General features: G+C 71.3%; 17 protein-coding genes. 11 read left to right on the top strand and 6 right to left on the bottom strand.

All coding sequences use genetic code 11. The features are described 5' to 3' along the window. Positions 1 to 88 precede the first annotated feature (88 nt). From ACGFNN_RS04635 to ACGFNN_RS04600, 8 genes are all read left to right on the top strand, one after another. Positions 89 to 2104 carry an ATP-binding cassette domain-containing protein gene (locus ACGFNN_RS04635; protein ID WP_393552973.1) on the top strand — a complete coding sequence of 672 codons (2016 nt, stop codon included), beginning with the start codon at positions 89 to 91 and terminating at the stop codon, positions 2102 to 2104. Positions 2105 to 2227: 123 nt separating this feature from the next. Beyond that, positions 2228 to 2992, top strand: coding sequence for a response regulator transcription factor (locus ACGFNN_RS04630; protein WP_393552971.1), 765 nt, complete (start codon positions 2228 to 2230; stop codon positions 2990 to 2992). Positions 2993 to 3064: 72 nt separating this feature from the next. After that, positions 3065 to 4219, top strand: coding sequence for a non-hydrolyzing UDP-N-acetylglucosamine 2-epimerase (gene wecB, locus ACGFNN_RS04625; protein WP_393552969.1), 1155 nt, complete (start codon positions 3065 to 3067; stop codon positions 4217 to 4219). Positions 4220 to 4300: 81 nt separating this feature from the next. Next, positions 4301 to 5641 carry a glycosyltransferase family 2 protein gene (locus tag ACGFNN_RS04620; protein ID WP_393552968.1) on the top strand — a complete coding sequence of 447 codons (1341 nt, stop codon included), beginning with the start codon at positions 4301 to 4303 and terminating at the stop codon, positions 5639 to 5641. Positions 5642 to 6169: 528 nt separating this feature from the next. Further along, positions 6170 to 7384, top strand: coding sequence for a cytochrome P450 (locus ACGFNN_RS04615; protein WP_393554022.1), 1215 nt, complete (start codon positions 6170 to 6172; stop codon positions 7382 to 7384). A gap of 126 nt (positions 7385 to 7510) precedes the next feature. Next, positions 7511 to 7963, top strand: coding sequence for a Rieske (2Fe-2S) protein (locus ACGFNN_RS04610; RefSeq protein ID WP_393552966.1), 453 nt, complete (start codon positions 7511 to 7513; stop codon positions 7961 to 7963). Between the two features lie 73 nt (positions 7964 to 8036). Then, positions 8037 to 8498 carry a pyridoxamine 5'-phosphate oxidase family protein gene (locus ACGFNN_RS04605; RefSeq protein WP_362553727.1) on the top strand — a complete coding sequence of 154 codons (462 nt, stop codon included), beginning with the start codon at positions 8037 to 8039 and terminating at the stop codon, positions 8496 to 8498. 327 nt (positions 8499 to 8825) lie between these two features. Further along, positions 8826 to 10289 (top strand): cation:dicarboxylate symporter family transporter, encoded by a 1464-nt coding sequence (locus tag ACGFNN_RS04600; protein WP_393552964.1) that lies wholly within the window; start codon positions 8826 to 8828, stop codon positions 10287 to 10289. Positions 10290 to 10346: 57 nt separating this feature from the next. On the opposite strand, the gene ACGFNN_RS04595 is transcribed toward ACGFNN_RS04600, so the two are convergent. After that, entirely contained in the window at positions 10347 to 11279 is a 933-nt protein-coding gene (locus ACGFNN_RS04595) for a LysR substrate-binding domain-containing protein (protein WP_393552962.1), read from the bottom strand. A gap of 73 nt (positions 11280 to 11352) precedes the next feature. On the opposite strand from ACGFNN_RS04595, the gene ACGFNN_RS04590 reads away from it, so the two are divergent. Further along, positions 11353 to 12363 carry a DMT family transporter gene (locus tag ACGFNN_RS04590; RefSeq protein ID WP_393552960.1) on the top strand — a complete coding sequence of 337 codons (1011 nt, stop codon included), beginning with the start codon at positions 11353 to 11355 and terminating at the stop codon, positions 12361 to 12363. On the opposite strand, the gene ACGFNN_RS04585 is transcribed toward ACGFNN_RS04590, so the two are convergent. Further along, complete coding sequence (locus ACGFNN_RS04585) at positions 12354 to 13685, bottom strand: aminotransferase class I/II-fold pyridoxal phosphate-dependent enzyme (RefSeq protein ID WP_393552958.1); 1332 nt, start codon at positions 13683 to 13685, stop codon at positions 12354 to 12356. The two genes, ACGFNN_RS04590 and ACGFNN_RS04585, sit on opposite strands and share 10 nt — an antisense overlap. Before the next feature lie 35 nt (positions 13686 to 13720). On the opposite strand from ACGFNN_RS04585, the gene ACGFNN_RS04580 reads away from it, so the two are divergent. After that, complete coding sequence (locus tag ACGFNN_RS04580) at positions 13721 to 14416, top strand: pyridoxamine 5'-phosphate oxidase family protein (RefSeq protein ID WP_393552957.1); 696 nt, start codon at positions 13721 to 13723, stop codon at positions 14414 to 14416. A 150-nt stretch (positions 14417 to 14566) separates the two neighbouring features. Here the strand turns inward: ACGFNN_RS04580 and ACGFNN_RS04575 are convergent, their stop codons facing one another. From ACGFNN_RS04575 to ACGFNN_RS04565, 3 genes are all read right to left on the bottom strand, one after another. After that, positions 14567 to 15598, bottom strand: coding sequence for a DMT family transporter (locus ACGFNN_RS04575; protein WP_393552955.1), 1032 nt, complete (start codon positions 15596 to 15598; stop codon positions 14567 to 14569). Positions 15599 to 15665: 67 nt separating this feature from the next. Beyond that, a complete protein-coding gene (locus tag ACGFNN_RS04570; RefSeq protein WP_393552954.1) occupies positions 15666 to 16202 on the bottom strand; it encodes a Clp protease N-terminal domain-containing protein in 537 nt (178 codons plus the stop codon). Between the two features lie 200 nt (positions 16203 to 16402). After that, on the bottom strand, positions 16403 to 17017 hold the full coding sequence (locus ACGFNN_RS04565) for a PadR family transcriptional regulator (RefSeq protein ID WP_362665088.1): 615 nt from the start codon (positions 17015 to 17017) through the stop codon (positions 16403 to 16405). Positions 17018 to 17341: 324 nt separating this feature from the next. Between ACGFNN_RS04565 and ACGFNN_RS04560 the strand changes: the two genes are divergently transcribed. Further along, on the top strand, positions 17342 to 18142 hold the full coding sequence (locus tag ACGFNN_RS04560; protein WP_393552952.1) for a phosphotransferase: 801 nt from the start codon (positions 17342 to 17344) through the stop codon (positions 18140 to 18142). 58 nt (positions 18143 to 18200) lie between these two features. Here the strand turns inward: ACGFNN_RS04560 and ACGFNN_RS04555 are convergent, their stop codons facing one another. Beyond that, positions 18201 to 18926 carry a DUF2625 family protein gene (locus ACGFNN_RS04555; RefSeq protein ID WP_393552950.1) on the bottom strand — a complete coding sequence of 242 codons (726 nt, stop codon included), beginning with the start codon at positions 18924 to 18926 and terminating at the stop codon, positions 18201 to 18203. Positions 18927 to 19082: the final 156 nt, after the last annotated feature.

Raw genomic sequence — 19082 nt, 5'->3', positions numbered from 1 at the left:
CCCGGCCCCACCCTTCCGCCGTCCCCCGACCGCCCGACCACGGTCCGTCCCACCGGAGCGCGAGCCGGGATCAGAAGGGAGGCCGCGAGTGAAGCGGTTCCTCGGCAAGGTCCGCATGGCGGAGCCTCAGATCTCGGATGCGGAGCGCGAACTCTTCGGCGGGCCGCTGCGCTACGACACCGGCTGGGCCCGGCACGAGCACGCGAACCTGGACCTGACCATGCGCTCGGCACTCCGTCAGATGCCCGCCCTGATCGGTGCCACGCTGCGGATGGCCTGGAGCGCGGACCGACGCGCGCTGTCGGCGGTGGCGGTCAGCGAGCTCGGCCAGGGCGTCGCCGCCGCGGTGGGCCTGCTCGCCGTCAACGCGGTCATGCACGCGCTCCTGGGAGCCGGAGACGCCGTCGGCCGACTGCACGCCCTGCTGCCCGGTCTGGTGGCCGCCGCGGCCGTCGCCGTGGTGAACTCCGCCCTGGCCGGCTGGTCGACATCCAGGGCGGGGCGCCTGGAGCCCAAGGTCGAGCGAACCGCCACCACGCAGTATCTGGCGGCGGCGACCGCCGTCGAGCTCGAAGCCATCGATGATCCGGACTTCCGCCGCCTCCTCGACATCGCCCAGTACGGACCCGCCTCCGCACGGCGCATGATCGGAGCCTGTGTCTCGGCGCTGAACAGCGGCATCTCGCTGATCGCCACCGCCGGGGTCCTGACCGTGCTGCACCCGGCGCTGCTTCCCATGCTGCTCGTCATCGCGGCACCCCGGGGCTGGGGGACCATGAGGGTGGCGCAGGAACGCTATGTGTCCATGATGAGCTGGGTCGAACACCTGAGGGCCAGCCGGCTGATCGGCAGTCTGCTCACCGAACGGACGGCGGCACAGGAAGTACGCATCCATGCCGTCGGTCCCTTCCTCCTCGACCGATACCGGAGCATGGCCACGAGCGCGGAAGCCGAACAGGAACGCCTGGCGTCGAACAAGGCGGTCACCGAATGGTTCGCCTCCGCGCTGTCGGGCCTGGCGATGGCCGCCACCTACGGGACCATGATCTGGCTGATCATGGCCGGTCACATGAGCCTCGCCGTCGCGGGCACCGCCGTGATCGCGGTGCGGACCGGATCCGCGAGCCTCGGCGCCCTGGTGATGAACGTCAACCAGTTGCACGAGGAGTCCCTCTACGTCAGGGACCACGGACAGTTCCTCGTCGAGGCCGCACGGCGGGGCATCCCGCGGACCGGCGGCCCGGTACCCGCCCAGGTCGGCCAGGTCTCCCTCGACCACGTCACCTACCGGTATCCCGACCGCGACACACCGGCCCTCGACGACGTGACGCTGGCCTTCCCCATGGGGGCGGTCACCGCCGTGGTCGGCGAGAACGGTTCCGGGAAGAGCACCCTGATGAAGATCCTCTCGGGTCTGCTCCTCCCACACGCCGGGACCGTGAGGTGGGGAGCGGCCGACATCACCGAACTGGACCGTGCGCAGGTCTTCGACCGTGTATCGCTCCTCACACAGGACTTCCAGCGGTGGCCCGTGACCGCCGCGATGAACATCCGCATCGGCCGTCCCGGCCATGCCTCCTCGCCCCGCGACCTGCAGACATCCGTCGACTACGCCGGAGCGGGTTCCGTCACCTCCAAACTCCCCAACGGTCTGGACAGCATGCTGGGGCGCATGTTCCGCGGAGCCATCGAACTCTCCGGCGGCGAGTGGCAGAAGGTGGGGCTCGCACGCACCCACTGGCGCAGTTCGACGGCAGGGACGGACGGTGTCCTCATCGTCGACGAACCCACCTCCGCCCTCGACCCCGAAGCCGAGATCGAAGCATTCGACCGCATCCGGCGCCTGGCCGCCCCACACCGTGCCGTCGTCCTTGTCACCCACCGCATGTCCGGTGTCCGCCACGCCGACCGTATCTACGTGCTCGGCGGCGGGCGTCTCGTGGAGCACGGCACACACGACGAACTCATCGCCACGGGCGGCCGGTACGCCGCCATGTTCGACACACAGGCGGCCCAGTACGCCCCGGCCCCCGACATCCCCAAGCCCAGCACCCCCGTCGCACCCACCAACCCCACCAACCCCACCGTTCCGGACCCCGCGTGACCCGCTCCCCCGAAAGGGCGGGTGTGCGGTGCCCTCATCTGCGGCCCCGCCCCGCCCCTGCTTGACTGGGCGGGGCGGGGCCGGGACAGCGCCGGTCCGTACACCCCAGGACGGCGGTGCACGATGCCCAAGCTGCTGATCGTGGACGACGACGACGCGTCGGTGCGCGCGCTGCGTGAGGTCCTCGTGCGGCACGGGTACGACGTGGTGGCCGCGGCGGACGGGCGCGACGGCCTTCGGCTGCTGTTCGAGGAGACACCCGACCTGATGATCCTGGATCTGCTGGTGTCCGGTCTGAACGGATGGAGGGTCCTGGCGCGCGCCCGCGACATGAGCGATCTTCCGGTCCTGGTGCTGTCCGGACTGAGTGCGGTCGAGGACAAGGTCCGGGCACTGCGGGCGGGTGCGGACGACTACGTGGGGAAGCCGTTCGACGACGAAGAGCTGTCGGCACGGGTCGAGGTGCTGCTGCGCCGTGCCGGCCGGAGGAACTGGGCCGGAGAGCGGGCGGGCGAACACCTGCGGCTCGTGCCGGAGCGACGGGCGGCGGTCTGGTACGGCAACGAGGTCAGACTCAGCGACCTCGAGTACCGCCTCCTGCAGTTCCTCGTCCGCAGCCGTGGCCGGGTGGTCCCGTCGGAGCAGCTGCTGGCGCGGGTCTGGGGCGACAGCACGGCGGTGGGACGGGACAGGGTGAAGTTCGGGGTACTCCGCCTGCGCCGCAAGCTGCGTGACGCCGCGGGGCCTGAGGGCCGGGACCCGGTCGAGGCGGTGAGGGGTGTGGGCTACCGCTTCGTCGGCGGTGAGGAGACGGTCCCGGGGGAACGGGCCGGAGCTCCCTCTCGCACGGGACCAAAGACCCGGGCAGAACGCCCCGAAAGCGACTAAAACGGAAAGGGCAACCGTTCGACAACCGTTGCGCAACGGTTGCGACAACCGTATTCAGTGACGCTCGTACTCATGAGCTTCCTCCCTGATCGCAGCGTCGCAGTCGTCCTCGGAACCCGTCCCGAGCTGGTGAAGCTCGCCGAATTGGTCCGGCTGCTCGGCCCCGCCGCCCGAGTCGTACACACCGGCCAGCACTTCGACGACTCCCTGTCCGGGGACTTCCTGGACGAGCTCGGCCTGCCCGAGCCCGAATACCTGACAGGAGTGGGCGGACGCCCGCGGGCCGTCCAGGTGGCCGAGGCCCTCGCCGCGCTCGACGAGCGCTTCGCGGCGGACCCGCCGCTCGCCGTCGTGGTCCAGGGCGACACCAATGCCGCTCTGTCCGGCGCGCTGGTCGCGAACGCGCGGGAGATACCACTGGTCCACGTCGAGGCGGGGTTGCGAAGCCATGACCGCGCCATGCCCGAGGAGCACAACCGGGTACTTATCGACCGGCTGGCGGACGTCCTGTGCGCGGCGACGCCCCAGAACCGCTCGCTGCTGCTCGACGAGGGCGTGGCCGACGACCGGATCTCGGTCACCGGCAACACGGTCGTGGAGGCGGTCCACGACCACCTGCCGCCCCCGCGGGAACGCGCACGGCTGCTCGCCGGGCACGGCCTCGCACCGGACGGCTACGTCCTCGCCACCGTGCACCGTCCGGAGAACACGGACGACCCGGCGGTGCTGGCGGTCGTCCTGCGCGAACTCGCCGAAATCAACCGCGAGCTGCCGGTGGTGATGCCCCTCCACCCGCGCACACGGGCCCGCGCGGAGGCCGCCGGTCTGCGGCCCCTGCTGGACGAACTGACAGTGCTCGCCCCAGCGGGCTACGGCGCTTTCCTCGCTCTGGCCAGGCATGCCGCTCTCATCGTCTCCGACTCCGGGGGGATCCAGGAGGAGACCACCGTGCTCGGCCGGCCACTGGTGGTGGTCCGCCGGTCCACCGAGCGGCCCGAGGCGCTCACCGACTTCGCCGACCGGGTGGAGCCCGGCCCGAGGATCGAGGAGGCGGCACACCGGCGTCTTGCCGCGGGTCCCGAGGAGCTGCGCCGGCTGGGGTCCCTGCCCAGCCCCTACGGCGACGGAACGGCCTCCCGGCGAATCGCGGACCTGGTCATGGGCCTGTCCCGGCCCTCGGAGCCACCGGCTGCGGTTCGCGCCGACCTCACGCCGGTCGCCGCCTGACCTGCCACCGACTGCGATCGGTGCCACCGGTTCACCCCGGCGACCGCTCCACCCGCCCCCACCTGCCTCCTGGACGGCCACATGATTCCGGAGTTCTTCCTCTACGTCCTCCCCTTCCTCCTGCTGGGCGCCTTCCTCCTCTACTGGACCGGTTCCCGCCACGCCTACGCCCGTCGCCGCCCCTCCCCCGGCGGTGACGCGTCCGCCTGGGACTGGCACTTCTTCGTACCGTGCCGGGACGAGCAGGCCGTGATCGCCGCCACGGTCCATCGGCTTCGCACCAACTTCCCCCGGGCCCATGTCTGGGTCGTCGACGATGCGAGCGACGACCGCACCGGCGCGATCGTGTCGTCGCTGGCCGCCGGGGACCAGCGCGTCCGGCTGGTCTCCCGCCGCAGGCCGGACGCCCGGATCGGCAAGGGCGCCGCCCTGAACGCCGCGTACGACGCGCTGAACGCACATCTGGGCCGGACGGACCGCGACCGCGTCGTGGTGTGCGTCGTCGACGCCGACGGGCGACTGGCGCCCGGGGCGCTGACCAGCGTCAGCGGGCCCGCGGGCTTCGCGGACCCGGAGGTGGGCGGCGTGCAGATCGGGGTGCGCATGAGGAATGTCGACGAACACCGCCCCCTGGAGGGCCGCGGCAGGCTCGCCAACGCGTACGCACGCCTGCTGATCCGGATGCAGGACATCGAGTTCGCGGTGTCCAACAACGGCATGCAACTGCTCCGCGGGCGTACCGGATCCGTCGGGCTGGGCGGGAACGGCCAGTTCACCCGCCTTGCCGCACTCGACCGGATCGCCGCCTCCGAGCTCCGCCCCTGGCAGCAGGACGCCCTGCTGGAGGACTACGAACTCGGCCTGCAGATGCGTCTGGCCGGCTACCGGATCACCCATCTCGCCGACACCTGGGTGACCCAGGAGGCACTGCCGTACACCCGGCGATTCCTGACCCAGCGCACCCGCTGGGCACAGGGGAACATCCAGTGCGTGCGCTACGCAGGCAAGATCGTGGGCTCCCGGCACTACCGCGCCCGTGGCGTACTCGAGTCGCTGTACACGTTCTTCCAGCCGGTCGCACATGTGGCGATCCTCGTGATGAACGCGGTACTGCTGTCCGTCCTCCTGGCCGGAGTGGCCGCCGGCGCCGTGCTGTTCGCCGCCTGGCCGCTCGCCCTGACGCTCGCGGCGCTCTCCATCGTGCCCTTCCTCACCTGGGGACCCGTCTACCGGCGTGACTTCGCCCCGGACCGTTCGCGTGCCGCGGGCCTGCTGTGGGGAGCCGCCCTCTGGCTGTACGCGTACCACCTGTTCATCGTCTCGGCGAGGGGCTCCGTGCGGCTGCTGCGCGGGCGCACGGGCTGGGCCAAGACCCGCCGCAACGCCGAGCCGGCCGGCGGTCCGACGGCGGGTGAAGCGTGATGGACAGCGGCTGCCACCACCGGAAACGCCTGTCGACCCGATTGCGAGGTGTGCTTCGTGCACGACTGCTCCGTCCGGCAGACGTCGAGGAGCCGGGGAGAACCGGGGAGAGCCGGTCGGTGCACGCACCGGCTGACTCGGCGCGGACCGGCCGAGTCATTCCCTGACCGACGCCCGTCCGGGTCGCGCCGTCGTGATGACCTACGACATGCACGGCGCCTGGGACGCGACCGGTCCCATCAACCACCGGGACCCGGTGCTCGACAGGCCCGCAGATCCGACCGCGCCCGTCGAGCCGGGAGACGCGGGTACACCACCGACACGGCCGCGGAGACGGACCGTGTGCCGAAGGAAGGGTCCGTCACATCAGAGCCGCGCTACCCTTCGGATGTCGTCCGCCTCGTGGAGAGTTCCGGTGCCGAAAGCCGTGGTCCCGCACCGCGACACGCTCCGTGCCCCGCCCGTCTGCGACTTGGAGCCCCGTTGACCACCTCCCCGGACCGCCCCGGACCTGTCGCGCCACACCGGATGGATCCGTCCGGAGCCTGCCCGCACGCGGTGAACGCCCGGCTGCTGAGCGACGGCGCCGTCGCCAGGGTGCTGCTCCCCGGGGAGGTCGAAGGTGTGGCGGTCCTCGGACACGATGCGCTCAAGGAATTCCTCGCGCACCCCCATGTCGCCAAGGACGCAGGGCACTTCGCGGCTCTGCGGGATGGTGCGATCCCGGACGGCTGGCCGTTGAGGACCTTCGCGACGGTGCAGGGGATGACCACCGCCGACGGCGCCGATCACCGGCGCCTGAGGTCCTTGGTGAGCAAGGCCTTCACCGTGGGACGGGTGGAGGAACTGCGGCCCCGGATCGAGGCGTTGACGTCCTCACTGCTGGACGGACTCGAGAAGGCGGCGCTCGCGGGTGACGGGGTCGTGGACCTGCGCACGCACTTCGCGTTGCCTCTGCCCATGGGGGTCATCTGCGAACTGCTGGGGGTGGACCCCGAACACCATGCCCGGTTGCACCGGCTCTCCAACCTGGTCGTCGCCACCGACATCGGGCCCGCCGAGGCACTCGCGGCCAACCGGGAGATGGTGGAGGTTCTCGGCGCGGTCGCGGCCGCCCGCGCCGAGAACCCCCGGGACGATCTCGTCAGCGCACTGATCGCGGCCCGCGAGGCCGACGGCGACCGGCTGGGCGAACACGAGCTGATCGGCACGCTGATGCTCATGGTCATCGCCGGGCACGAGACGACGCTCAATCTGATCACCAACGCGGTGCGGGCACTGTGCACCCACCGCGACCAGCTCGACTCGGTCAGGTCGGGCGAGGCCGGCTGGTCGGACGTGGTGGAGGAGACCCTGCGCTGGGACAGCCCCGTCAGCTACTTCCCCTTCCGCTACCCGACCCGCGATCTGATGCTCGACGGCACGCTGATACCCAAGGGCACCCCCGTACTGGCCGGTTACTCCGCCGCGGGCCGCGATCCGGAGGCCCACGGGCCGGATGCCGACCGCTTCGACGTCACCAGGCGGAGCGGGACGAGGCACCTCTCGCTCGGTCATGGTGCCCACTACTGCCTGGGGGCGCCTCTGGCCCGCACGGAAGGTGTGGCCGCCCTCGCCCAGCTCTTCGGGCGCTTCCCCGACCTCGATCTCGCCGTACCGGACGCCGGACTTCCGCGCCACGCGTCCTTCGTGGGCAACAGTGTGCGGGAACTGCCGGTGCGCCTTCATGGCCTCGCCGGTTGACTCGTCGTCTCAGGCCGCAGGGCGATCCGAACCGGGGGCCGGGATGAACGGCCGGACGTCCCCGCCCGTACTCCCTTCTGAAACAGCCTCATCCGACGGACGCATCCGACGAAGGGAACACCGGGCATGAGTGCATCGCAGGAGATCCAGGGCCGTCCCGGCCGGCGCGCTGTCGTCGCGGCCGGGGCGACGGCACTGGCCGTGGCCCTGACCGCATGCGGCAACGGGTCCGCCGGGAGCGGAAGCACGGATGCGGCGGGGCCCGCGGGCGACGAGGATGCCGCGCCCTCCGGCGCCGCTCTCGCCCGGACGGGCGACATCCCGGAGGGCGGCGGTATCGTCCTCGCCGAGCAGCAGGTGGTGGTGACACAGCCGACGGCAGGCGAGTTCAAGGCCTTCTCGTCCACCTGCACCCATCAAGGCTGCGCGGTGAAGAAAATCGCCGACGGGATCATCACCTGCCCGTGCCACAACAGCACCTTCGACGCCTCCACGGGCGAGGTGACCGGAGGCCCGGCGACCCGGCCCCTGCCGGCCAAGCAGATCCGGGTGGAGGGCGACTCGATCACCCTCGTGTGACGGGCCCGTTGCGGCGATGCCGAGGAGCCTCCATGCTTCGTCGTGCAGCCGACCGGAGGAGGGACGCCCCCCTGTGACCGTTTCACAACGCCGTGGCCGCCGGATCATGATGTCCGACACGGAGCGGGACGCCTTCCTCACCACGCAACGCACCTGCCGGGTGGCGACGGTGTCCTCCGACGGCATGCCACACGTCGCCGCTCTCTGGTTCGTCTGGGACGGCTCGTCCCTCTGGCTCTACTCCCTCACCCGGAGCCTTCGCTGGTCACAGCTCAGGCACGACCGGCGGGCCGCTGTCGTCGTGGACGACGGGGTGGAGTACGGCGAACTACGCGGCGTGGAGCTCTCCGGCGAGGTGGACTTCGTCGGAGAGCTCCCGCGCACCGGCCTGGCCTGTGCCGAACTGGACGAACCGGAGCGCCTGTTCGCGTCGAAGTACTTCGGGATGGACACCTTGCCGCACGACGGTCGGCACGGCTGGCTCCGGCTCACACCACGGACCGTCACGTCCTGGGACTTCCGCAAGCTGTCCTGACCGCACGCGGCCGGAAAGGCGGTCAACGGCACCACGATCCTGCCGCGACCATCCCTGCCCTCAGGCCTGCCGGACCCCGGGCCGGGTGTGCCGGCCCCCGGGCCGGGCGCCCCCCCCTGGTCCGGCGGAAGCCGGAGGCACCCACCCGTCCGGCTCGGCCACCCTCGCTCCGCGCACCCCTCTCCGGTGTCGTTGTAGCTATCACCAAAATCGATTCCTCTCCCTTCTCATGCCTTCCGCCATGCCGTGCGACCGGCCATAGTGGCGGACAGTCCACGGAAGTTAGATTCCGCAGAGTGGAATTCTTCGAGTCTGGAGAGTACGCACATGCCGGATGCCAGCCCGTCATCACTGGCCCGACGCACCGCCCGTTTCCTTCGCTCGTCACTGTTCGCGCAAGTGGCCGTCGCCCTGCTGCTGGGGGCCGTCGTCGGACGGCTCTGGCCCGAGGTGGGTTCGGCCGTACAGCCCCTCGGCGACGGCTTCGTCCGGCTGATCAAGGCGATGATCGCGCCACTCGTCTTCTGCGTGGTGATCGCCGGGATCGCGAAGGCGGGTGACCTCAAGGCGTTCGGGCGCATAGGCATCAAGGCGCTCATCTGGTTCGAGGTGGCGACCACCCTGGCTCTCGCCGTCGGTCTCCTCGCGGGCAATCTGTTCTCACCGGGCAGCGGCATGAACGTGGACCCGGCGTCGCTCGACGCCTCGGCCGTCGACGAGAAGACCGGAGGTGAGTCGCTGCCGTCGACGTCGGAGTTCCTGCTCCACTCCCTGCCGGACAGCGCGGTCGGCGCGTTCGCGGAGAACTCGCTGCTCCAGGTCCTCGTCCTCGCCTGCCTGGTGGGCGCCGCCCTTCTCCATCTCGGCCAGAAGCGGGTGCCCGCGATCCTGCCGGCGATCGAGCAGGCCCAGGAAGTCGTGTTCGCGGTGGTCGGCTTCATCATGAAGCTGGCCCCGGTGGCGGTGTTCGGCGCGACCGCCCACCTGATCGGTGAGTACGGGCTGGGCGCACTGTCGACGTACGGCAAGCTGATCGGCGTCTGCTACGCCGTCGCCCTGGTGTTCCTCGCCCTTCTCGGCGTGGCCCTCAAGGCATTCACCGGGGTCAGCCTGTGGAAGTTCGTGCGCTACACCCGCGAGGAGATGCTCCTCGCCCTGGGCACCGCGTCCAGCGAGGCCGTCATGCCCCGCATGATGCAGAAGCTTCGCCAGGCAGGCTGCCGCGAGGACGCCGTCGGGCTGGTGCTCCCGACGGGCTACTCCTTCAACCTCGACGGCGCGTCGATCTACCTGTCCATCGGCACGCTGTTCATCGCTCAGGCCGTCGGGGTGGACCTGACTCCGGGGCAGCAGATCACCGTGGTCGTCGTGTTGATGCTGACGAGCAAGGGAATGGCGGGCGTGCCCGGATCAGCCTTCCTCGCCCTCTCGGCGACCGCGTCCGCCCTCGGTGTGATCCCCGCCGGAGCGGTCGCCCTGCTCCTCGGGGTGGATCGCATCATGGACACCATGCGTGTCGCGACGAACCTCCTCGGCAACTGCGTCGCCGTCTTCGCGGTCTCCAAGTGGGAAGGTGCCCTGGACAAGGACCGGATGCGCAAGGTGCTGGACGGCGAGATCACCTTCCAGCCCGAGGGCGAGCCGACGGCCGCGGCGGGCACCGGCCCCGCAGCCGAACCCGTCCCGGCCGCCGTCACCGCCTCCGGAACGGAGACCAGCATCCCGGACGGTGAATGCGGCGCCCGTGGTGACACGCCCTCCTCCGTGGCCGGACAGCCGCGCGGGCTCTGACCATCGGGCGGGAACGCCCCTGGCGCGTGGCGGCCGGAAGCCCGTCCGCCACGCGCCTCACCCCTCCGGTGGATCATGGGTGACCGGCGGGTGAAGCGCCCTGCCCGCCTCGCGCAACGCCTCCACAGCGGCGCGGATCGACGGCCGCCGATCGGCGTCCTTGCGCCATACAGCGTGGACATGGCGGCGCATCGGCTGACGTACGGGCACCAGGCGCACCCCCTCCGGCACAGGGCCCCGCCCGAGTTTCGGAGCGACGCAGACTCCGAAACCGGCAGCGATCAGCGCGAGTTGGGTGTGGTGCTCCCCCGCGAGGTGCGCAATGCGGGGCTCGACCCCCTTGGAACGCAGGGTGAACATCAGCCACTCGTAGCAGAATTCTCCTTCCGGCCAGGACACCCAGTCGTCGTCCGCGAACTCCTCGATGTCGACCTCGTCCCGGCCGGCGAGAGGGTGACCGGTCGGCATGGCGATATCCGGTGCGTCGTCGAGGAGTTCAGCCTTGGCCAGCCCGCCCGGTACGGGCAGCCGCTTGTTGCTCCAGTCGAGAACCACCGCAAGGTCGACATCCCCCCGCAGCACCGCGCGGACCCCGTCGTCCGGCTCCAGTTCGGTGGTGCGCAGCGCCAGTTCCGGATGATCGGCGCGGAGCGCGGAGAGCGCCGAGGGGAAGAGCCCCCGGGCGGCCGTGGGGAAGGCCGCCAGACGGACCTCGCCCACCACCAGGCCTCGCTGGGCCTCGATGTCCGACTGGGCGACCTCCACCTGGGACAGGATCTTCGCCGCGTGATCCGCGAGCAGCCGGCCGGCGTCGGTGAGGCGCACGCCCCGCCCGCTCCTGGCCAGAAGCCGCTGACCCACCTCGCGTTCGAGCTTCGCCATCTGCTGCGAGACGGCCGACGTCGTGACGTGGAGTCCGTCGGCGGCGCCGCTCACCGAGCCGTGCCGGGCCAGGGCGTCCAGGGTCCGCAGGCGCTCCAGATTCAACATGTAAGCGATGCTACGCAAACATGCGAAACAAGTCTCACTTGTTCTACGCCTTTGCGTCGGTCAAGGTGGTCGCATGAGCGCCTCGGCCACCACCCCGGAAGTCCCCGCAGCCGTCCCGGCCCCCCGTATCGCCCCCATCGGCCGCCCTTCCGGTGCCGCGGCTCCGCGGCGTGCCGTGGACTGGCGCCTCCGCTTCGCCGCGCTCTCGCTCATCTGGGGCTTCAGCTTTCTGCTGATCAAGGTGGGAACCGATGGGTACGCCCCGCTCCAGGTGACCTTCGGCAGACTGCTGTCCGGCACGCTGGTCCTCGCCGCCGCGATGGCGGTGCGCCGGGAGCGTCCGCCCCGCTCGCTCCGGACCTGGGGCCACCTCTGTGTCGCGGCGTTCTTCCTCAACGCGCTCCCGTTCTCGCTGTTCGCGTACGCGGAGCTGACGATCCCGTCGACCCTCGCCGGGATCTGCAACGCGACCTCGCCACTGTGGGGCATGGCGCTGTCCGTCGTCGCGCTCTCGGAGGACCGGCCGACCCGCCGCCGCGTGGCAGGACTCGGCCTGGGGTTCGTCGGCGTGCTGACCGTGCTGGGCGCTTGGCAGGGGTTCTCGGGACTCGATGCGACCGGTACGGCGATGGCCCTGCTGGCTTCCCTCAGTTACCCCGTCGGCTGGATCTACGTCCGCAGGACGCTGGCGGGGACCGGTAGCTCCACCCTCGCCCTGACGGGCAGCCAGCTGTTCCTCGGCACCGCACAACTGGCCCTGATCATGCCTGCTTTCACGGCCCGGCCGGAGCACTTCCCGCTGCCGGCGACACTGGGCGTCCTGGCCCTGGGAGCACTCGGCACGGGACTGGCCGTCCTCCTCCAGTACGGACTCGTCGAAGAGGTCGGCCCCACGACGGCACAGATGGTCACCTATTTCATCCCCGTGATCGCCACGGCGGCAGGAGTGGGCCTGCTCGGTGAACGACTGAGCTGGAACACCCCCGTGGGCGCCCTCGTGGTCCTGGTGGGAGCGGGCCTCACGCAGAGCCGGGCCCGGGCCACCGGCACCGGCCGCCCCGACCGCCGACGCGCTCAGCCATAACTGACCGGAGCGGCCGGCGGCGCCGCCGCCGCCAGCGCGTCCGCCAGCGGTTCGACATCTCCCAGGGACAGCGGCGACACGGTCACGCGCACCCCCTGCCGCGACGCCATCCGGAAGCGCGCCCCCGGAGCAACCGCCCAGCCCGCGTGCAGCATCCTGGCCACCGTTCCGGTCTCGTCGCCCACCGGTACCCACACGTTCATGCCGGTCCGCCCGTACGCCTGCACCCCTCGCTCGGCCAGCGCCCCGACCAGGGCGTTCCGGCGCTCACCGTAGGAGCGGGCGACCGCCGCCACGTCGACCGCGCCGGTCTCCCACAGGTGCGCCACCGCACACTGCAACAGGGAGCTGACCCAGCCCGGTCCGAGTCTCTGACGTCCCGTCACCCGATCGACCGTCAGCTCGTCCCCGGTGACCACGGCGAGCCTCAGGTCCGGGCCGTACGCCTTGGAGACCGAGCGCACGAACGCCCAGCGCTCGGTGACGCCCGCGAGCGGGCGCACCGGGACGTCGACGATCGCGTGCCCGTGATCGTCCTCGATCAGGAGCAGGCCGGGATGTTCACGCAGAACGGACCGCAGCTCCCCGGCCCGCTGTTCGCCCACGGCGGCCCCGGTCGGGTTCTGCGCCCTGCCTGTGACGACCAGCGCCGCGGCACCGGCCCGCAGCGCCCGTTCGACCTCGCCGGGCAGCGGGCCCTCCTCGTCCAGGGCCACCGGGACGACACGCATACCGAGTGCCGGTACGAGGTCCAGCAGGGCCCCCCACCCCGGGTCCTCCACCGCGACCGCGTCACCCGGCTTGAGATGGGCCATGAGCACCCGCTCGATGGCGTCGAGAGCCCCGGAGGTGACCGCCACCGGCCCGCCGGGAATCCCGTCGGCGTCCAGACCGGAGCGAGCCGCCGCGGCCAGTCCCGGGTCGACCGCGGTCTCCCCGTAGAGGCGAGGACTCCGGGCGTGTTCGGCGGCCGCCGCCGCCAGCGCCTCGCCGAGCCCGGGGAGGAGGGCCGGATCCGGATTGCCGGCACCCAGGTCCCGCACGCCCGCCGGAGCCTCCACCCTCAGCGAACCACGGGCGGTACTGGCGGGACGTGGCCGCACCCTGCTCCCCCGCCGTCCCGCCGTCTCGATCACCCCGCGCTCGCGGAGTGTCCGGTAGGCGGCGGCCACCGTATTGGGATTCACACCGAGGAGGGTCGCCAACTCACGCATGGGCGGCAGCACTTGGCCCGGAGCCAGCTCTCCCGAGGCCACCCCCCGCTCGACGCTCGCGGCAATCTCGGCTGCACGTCGCCCGCTGATCAGATACTCTCCTAGCACAAACAGGATTATGCACTAGTGCAATGGAGTACGCAATGCCGGAGACCTCCACGCCGGACAGCACCGGCCTCCCCCGGGAAGCCGCCTACGAGCCGACGGAACGCACGGTCCCGAGCCGCGCCAGGCAGCGCGCCTCGTACGACCACGAGACGGTCCACTCGATACTCGACGCCGCCTACCTCTGCCACCTGGGCTTCGTCCGGAACGGGGCACCGGTCGTCCTGCCCACGCTGTTCGGCCGCGTGGGCAGTCGGCTGTACGTGCACGGATCGACCGGATCACGCCCGCTTCGTCTGGCCGGCGGCTCCGACCCCGGACTGGCCGTCTGCCTGACCGTGACGCATGTGGACGCACTGGTGCTGGCCCGGTCGGCCTTCCACCACTCGATGAACTACCGCTCCGTGGTGGTGCACGGGACCGCTCGTACGGTGACCGACCCGGAGGAGCGGCGCGTCGCACTCGACGCCATCGTGGACCAGGTGGTGCCCGGCAGGTCCAAGGACTCCCGCCCCGCCGACGCGAAGGAGCTGGCGGCCACGGCGGTGATCCGCCTGGACCTCGACGAGGTCTCCGCGAAGATCCGCACCGGTGGCCCGAACGACGAGCCCGAGGACCTCGCACTCCCTCACTGGGCGGGCATCGTCCCGCTGGCCAGGGGCTACGCGGCGCCGGTGCCTTCCGACGACCTGGATCCCTCGATCGCGGTGCCGGACTACCTCGCCTCTCTCTGACCCGCCGGGCGCCCCGCGCGCCGAGCGCCGAGACCCACGGTCCTGAGGACGGGGAGAAGCGGGCGGCACGGGCGCACCCGGCGCGGCCGTCACCGGCCCGGGCGGGGAAACGGCAGGGCGCCCCGCCCTGCCGACCCGGCCGGTGGTCCGCTACGAAGCCGGAGGCCTGCTCAGTTCGCCCTCGCCACCGGCCGGCTCGTACACGGCGGCCGCCTCGAGGGCGGGACCACCGACCCCGGAGGCCACCGGTCCCGACGGCGGCTTGGGAGCGGAGGACTGCGCGATGAAGGCTCCGATCAGGACCACGCAACCGCCCACGAGCTGGGGAGCGGAGAGGTGCTCACCCAGCAGGAACCAGGCGAGCACGGTGGCGATGACGGCCTCGAGGCAGGCGACGACACCGGCGACCTGCGGGGACAGCAGCCGTACCGACACCACACCGGTGACGTAGGCGAGTACGGTCGCCAGAAGCACGATCCAGCCGAGCAGCAGCCACGCGGGCACCTCACGCCCGTCCATGGTGGCGCTCGCGCCGAGTACCGCCCAGTCCATACCCCAGGGCCTGGCCACGACGGTGAGCACCGCCGCGCCGACCAGCAGACCGTACGCGATCACACCTACGGGGTGCGGGGGCTCGGCCTCCGAGGCCCCACCGTGCCCGGCGCCCTGGTCGGAGAGGACGAAGTAGCCCACCTGACAGCAAGCCGCCCCGAGGGCCAGCAGCAACCCCACCGCATCGAAGGTCAGACCGGCCCACACCTCGACGACACAGGCGAGCCCGCCGGCGGCCAGCACCACGCCCACAGCGGCGGCGCGGGTGACGGGCCGCCTCTGTACGAAGCGCACCCAGCCCAGTACGAGTGCGGGCGCCAGGTATTCCACGAGGAGCGCGACACCGACGGGGATGCGGGAGATCGACGCGAAGTAGAAGGCCTGCACCCCGGCAACGGCGAAGAGCCCGAAGCCTGCCAGCAGTACGGGCCGCTCCCGGACGAGGTTCCGGTGCCGCCAGGCGACCGGCAGCATGACGAGTGCCGCGCCGGCCACCCGCAGCCAGACGACGTGCAACGGGTCCAGGCCCGCTTCGATCAGCGGCTTCGCCGCCACTCCTGAACCACCGAACGCGAAGGCCGAGACAAGGGCCAGGCCCAGTCCCACACTTCTCCCCTGAGACACCTGCATCGGCACATCATGGCAGCAGCGGTCAGCAGCGTCACCCCCGTGACACCTGTCCGTTGCGTGTTCATGATCACCCTTGCGCGTCCGCCTCCGCCCGGACCGCGGCGCGCGCGGCCGGCAGAGGGACGGCGACGCCGGCCCGCCTCAGCACCTCGACCGCCCTGCTGTCCGGATCGGCGGCGAGCGCCACCAGGAGGTCCAGCCCGTCCGCGTGCGTCGCCCCGCGGAGCCGCGCGGCGTCCGTCGCGCGGTCCATCGCCGCACCGGCCGCCGGCGACCACCCCTCACCCGCCGATCCCCGCACGGCCGGCGCGCCGCCTCCCTCCTGGGTCCGCTGCCAGCGCAGCCCGTATCCGATGCTGCGCTGCACGAGATACCCCAGGACCCTGGCCACCTCAGGCCCTCCGCCGAAGGCCTCCCGGACCTCGGAGTCCGCCTCGATGAGTGAGTGCAGCAGGTGAGCCGTGTCGACCAGGCGGTCGCCGTCGCGCACCGCCCTCCGGCGCGCCGCGGCCGTCACCGCGATCATGGCCGCGCTCAACTTCTCACCGGCCGCCGGGTAGCTCTGCGGGACCTGCTCGGGGAGCTTCTCTGTCCGGAACTGCACCTCCCCACCCCACCAGCCGCCGGTCATGAGCGCATCCCCGGCGCGGCCCATCCGCCATCCCGCGAAAGGCGGGCGCCGGCGGCGTACTCCTCATCCCTGCGGATGAGACCGCCCCTGACCCGACGCGCCGCCGCACGGGCGGGGAACGCGTGAAGGGCCCCTCGGAAGGGGCCCTTCACGTCGTGCGCGCACGGCACGGCTCAGTGCTCGTCGGCGAGGATGAGGTACAGCTTCTTGCGGGCATCGTTGATCACGGTGAGGGCCTTCTGCCGCTGGTCGGCCGAGCCGGTCTTCCAGACCTGGCCGAAGGCCTCCATCAGACCGAACCCGGCCTGCCGGATCTCGTTCACGCCCTCCCAGTCGACACCGCGCCCCGCCTCCTCCCAGGGAGCGTCAGGGCCGTTCTCGGCCTCTTCGCGCCCCAGATCGGTCAGGGTGAAGAGCTTCTTCCCCCCTTCGCTGGCGCTGACGATCAGCCCCTCGTCCTCGAGCATCTGGAGCGTGGGGTACACCGAGCCGGGGCTCGGCTTCCACGCTCCCCCACTACGCTCGCCGATCTCCTGGATCATTTCGTAGCCGTGCATCGAGCGGTCCTTGAGCAGCGCGAGGATGGACGCCCGTACGTCGCCGCGCCTCGCCCTTCCCCGTCCGCCGCCGCGTCCGCCCCGGCCGCCGCCGAACGGCGGTCCGCCGAAGGGGCCTCCGCCGAAGGGCGGCCCGAACGGGCCGAACGCGGGGCGCCCGCCTTCGAAGTCGCCCCTGCCGACGCCTCGGCGTCCGGGGCCGTGTCCATGTTCGTGTCCATGTGAACGCATGATCGCGCTCCTCTCTCGTTTCAGTGTTCACGCGACTCTTCGTTGAACTGTCGCGATGTCTCGACGATATATCGGAAACAGTCGCATCGCAAGCGTCTGCCGAACAGGACTCCACCGACCTGTGCCGGTGAACGTTGATCGACGCCCCCTGTAGGGCCATCGATGGCTGTCTGTGCCGGTGGAGGATGACGACGTGCAGATTCGTGTCGGTCGCGGCCGGCCGCTGGCGGCTCCGCCGTTCGCACCGGCAGTTCTCGTCGGCACTGATCCACGTCCTGTGCGACCCGGCCCGCATGGGGTCGATCGGTCGCTAGCGTGACCCTCATGACGGCTGAGGACGAGGCGCTGACCGGCGGGATGACGAACACGGGGGCGGTGTTCCGCCGAGGTGAAGTGGTGGAGCGTCCGGCACCGCGCAACGCCCGCACCCTCCATGCCCATCTTCTTGCGCTGAAGGAGCACGGCTTCGACGCGGCGCCGACCCCCGTCGGCCTCACCTCGGACGGCCGTGAGCAGCTGAGTTTCATCCCCGGCGACGTGGCTCTGCCGCCCTTCCCGGACTGGGCGATGACGAGTTCCGCCCTCGAATCGGTGGGGAGCCTGCTGCGGCGTCTGCATGAAGCCGGCGCGGCGGTCACGGTCGACACCCGCGCCGCCTGGCCCCCGGACCTTGCCGACCCGGAGGGGGGAACGGTGGTGTGCCACAACGACGTGTGCCCGGAGAACGTGGTCTTCCGCGACGGTCGTGCCGCGGCCCTGATCGATTTCGACTGGGCGGCGCCGGGCCGTGCTCTCTGGGACATCGCCATGGCCGCCCGCTACTGGGTGCCCATGCTCGATCCCGAATCCGCGGCCGCTCTCCATCCCCGCGGGCTGGACGCGGCCGCACGGCTGCGCGTTCTTGCCGACGGCTATGGCCTCTCCGCGGATGACCGCGCCGAGTTGCCCGGCGTCGTCGAGCAGGCCACGGAGGTCTGCCGGGCCTTCGTCGGCCGCCGCGTGGCCGAGAAAGACCCCGTCCGCCTCCGGGCATTGGCCGAACGTGGCGGATGGGAACGCTGGGACCGCGCGCAGTCCTGGCTGGTGGACCACCGTCAGACGTTCACAGCGGCCCTGCTGAACTGACCGTCTCGCAGAGCCCGAGTCCGGCCCCCGCCTCCGTCAGGAGTCCACCGACCGATGGTCAGACGTTTCCGAGGAAGCCGGGATCAGCCGGCCCCATCTGCCGGGCGAAATCCGCAGCGACTCCGACGACCTCACGCATGGGCACGGCCCGCCGGCTCGTGGCTGCCAGGTCTTCCCGCGCCTCCTTGGACCAGAGGAACGGGTACACCGAAATACCCTGAGTGAGGTCGAGGGCAGCGGTCTCCGCACGCCATCCCGGCCACCGCAGCCCGTCGTAGAACGTCTCCAGACGGCCCGAGAGCAGCCACGAGACCCACCCCGCATGCCCCATGTCCATGGGCTCCCACTCAAGGGTGTCGGGAGCGAAGTACGTCATCCGCCCCGGTGCACCCGGGCGCCCCGCGGCCGACGGGTCGCCTCCGTTCAGCGCGAAGACCCCACCGAGCACGTCCTGGCCGACGACGAGACCCGCCTCGGGCTGCCATGCCGGATCGACGTCCGGTGGAAAGCCGTTGACCTGCGCCAGGCTCGGGAGACCTCCCTCCGGGCCGGGCCCTCCCCCGAAGACACGGACCCACCCGTCGTCCAGCAGCAGGCCGCCGGTGTTCAACGCCAGCGCCCCCAGCATGGATCGCGCGCTGACCTGCATCTGGAGAAGGGAACGGCGCCCTTCGCCCGCGTCTGCGGGCAGCACCTGTACGGGAACAGCGCCGGACTCCAGCATTTCCTGAAGCACGGGCCACGCCGGATCGTCCACACGGACCAGTTCGTCGAACTCTCGCATCCGAGGATGATCGCACCGTCCCGCACGGCTTCTCACCGCTGTCTCGCCACGGCCCCTCTCCGCAGGAACCAGAACCTCCCGCTGCCGAACCGCAAGGAGGACAGGAGGTGTTCGGCGTCGCGCCGGTTCAGGCGGCATTCAACGGACCGCATCCGC

The sequence above is a fragment of the Streptomyces sp. NPDC048590 genome (assembly GCF_043199535.1).
Taxonomy (GTDB): domain Bacteria; phylum Actinomycetota; class Actinomycetes; order Streptomycetales; family Streptomycetaceae; genus Streptomyces.
This window is presented reverse-complemented; position numbering and strand designations above follow the sequence as displayed.

What these genes read in the sequence shown, in the direction of transcription:
- ACGFNN_RS04630 (WP_393552971.1), top strand. Translation starts at nt 2,228, where the DNA reads ATGCCCAAGCTGCTGATCGTGGACGACGACGACGCGTCGGTGCGCGCG.
- wecB (WP_393552969.1), top strand. Translation starts at nt 3,065, where the DNA reads ATGAGCTTCCTCCCTGATCGCAGCGTCGCAGTCGTCCTCGGAACCCGT.
- ACGFNN_RS04620 (WP_393552968.1), top strand. Translation starts at nt 4,301, where the DNA reads ATGATTCCGGAGTTCTTCCTCTACGTCCTCCCCTTCCTCCTGCTGGGC.
- ACGFNN_RS04615 (WP_393554022.1), top strand. Translation starts at nt 6,170, where the DNA reads ATGGATCCGTCCGGAGCCTGCCCGCACGCGGTGAACGCCCGGCTGCTG.
- ACGFNN_RS04610 (WP_393552966.1), top strand. Translation starts at nt 7,511, where the DNA reads ATGAGTGCATCGCAGGAGATCCAGGGCCGTCCCGGCCGGCGCGCTGTC.
- ACGFNN_RS04600 (WP_393552964.1), top strand. Translation starts at nt 8,826, where the DNA reads ATGCCGGATGCCAGCCCGTCATCACTGGCCCGACGCACCGCCCGTTTC.
- ACGFNN_RS04595 (WP_393552962.1), bottom strand. Translation starts at nt 11,279, where the DNA reads ATGTTGAATCTGGAGCGCCTGCGGACCCTGGACGCCCTGGCCCGGCAC.
- ACGFNN_RS04590 (WP_393552960.1), top strand. Translation starts at nt 11,353, where the DNA reads ATGAGCGCCTCGGCCACCACCCCGGAAGTCCCCGCAGCCGTCCCGGCC.
- ACGFNN_RS04580 (WP_393552957.1), top strand. Translation starts at nt 13,721, where the DNA reads ATGCCGGAGACCTCCACGCCGGACAGCACCGGCCTCCCCCGGGAAGCC.
- ACGFNN_RS04575 (WP_393552955.1), bottom strand. Translation starts at nt 15,598, where the DNA reads ATGCAGGTGTCTCAGGGGAGAAGTGTGGGACTGGGCCTGGCCCTTGTC.
- ACGFNN_RS04565 (WP_362665088.1), bottom strand. Translation starts at nt 17,017, where the DNA reads ATGCGTTCACATGGACACGAACATGGACACGGCCCCGGACGCCGAGGC.
- ACGFNN_RS04560 (WP_393552952.1), top strand. Translation starts at nt 17,342, where the DNA reads ATGACGGCTGAGGACGAGGCGCTGACCGGCGGGATGACGAACACGGGG.
- ACGFNN_RS04555 (WP_393552950.1), bottom strand. Translation starts at nt 18,926, where the DNA reads ATGCGAGAGTTCGACGAACTGGTCCGTGTGGACGATCCGGCGTGGCCC.